Origin of the sequence: Burkholderia sp. AU15512 (assembly GCF_002223325.1) — a bacterium.
In the GTDB taxonomy this organism is placed as follows: domain Bacteria; phylum Pseudomonadota; class Gammaproteobacteria; order Burkholderiales; family Burkholderiaceae; genus Burkholderia.
The window spans coordinates 1-767 of sequence record NZ_NKEX01000015.1 but is presented as its reverse complement, the minus strand read 5'-3'; the positions used below and the strand labels follow the sequence as shown (position 1 = coordinate 767).

At 64.8% G+C, this 767-nt stretch carries 1 protein-coding gene; it reads left to right on the top strand.

Going from position 1 to position 767, the window contains the following annotated elements:
- The coding region (locus CFB43_RS37420) for a 3-hydroxybutyrate dehydrogenase (protein WP_089499095.1) at positions 1–767 on the top strand (767 nt) is incomplete at both ends.

The window sequence follows — 767 nt, the reverse complement described above, 5'->3', positions numbered from 1 at the left end:
GGCAAGACCGCAGTCGTCACGGGCGCCGCGAGCGGCATCGGCAAGGAAATCGCACTCGAGCTCGCGAAAGCGGGCGCGGCCGTCGCGATCGCCGACCTGAACCAGGACGGCGCGAACGCGGTCGCCGACGAGATCGTCAAGGCAGGCGGCAAGGCAATCGGCGTCGCGATGGACGTGACGAACGAGGAAGCCGTGAACAGCGGGATCGACAAGGTGGCCGAAACGTTCGGCTCGGTCGACATCCTCGTGTCGAACGCGGGCATCCAGATCGTCAACCCGATCGAGAACTATTCGTTCGCCGACTGGAAGAAGATGCAGGCGATCCACGTCGACGGCGCGTTCCTCACGACCAAGGCCGCGCTGAAGCACATGTACAAGGACGATCGCGGCGGTGTCGTGATCTACATGGGTTCGGTGCACTCGCACGAAGCGTCGCCGCTGAAGTCGGCGTACGTGACGGCCAAGCACGGCCTGCTCGGCCTGGCCCGCGTGCTGGCGAAGGAAGGTGCGAAGCACAACGTGCGCTCGCACGTCGTGTGTCCGGGCTTCGTGCGCACGCCGCTGGTCGACAAGCAGATTCCGGAGCAGGCGAAGGAGCTCGGGATCAGCGAAGAGGAAGTGGTGAAGAAGGTGATGCTCGGCAATACGGTCGACGGGGTGTTCACGACCGTTCAGGACGTCGCGCAGACGGTGTTGTTCCTGTCGGCCTTCCCGAGCGCCGCGCTCACGGGCCAGTCGTTCATCGTCAGCCACGGCTGGTTCATGCA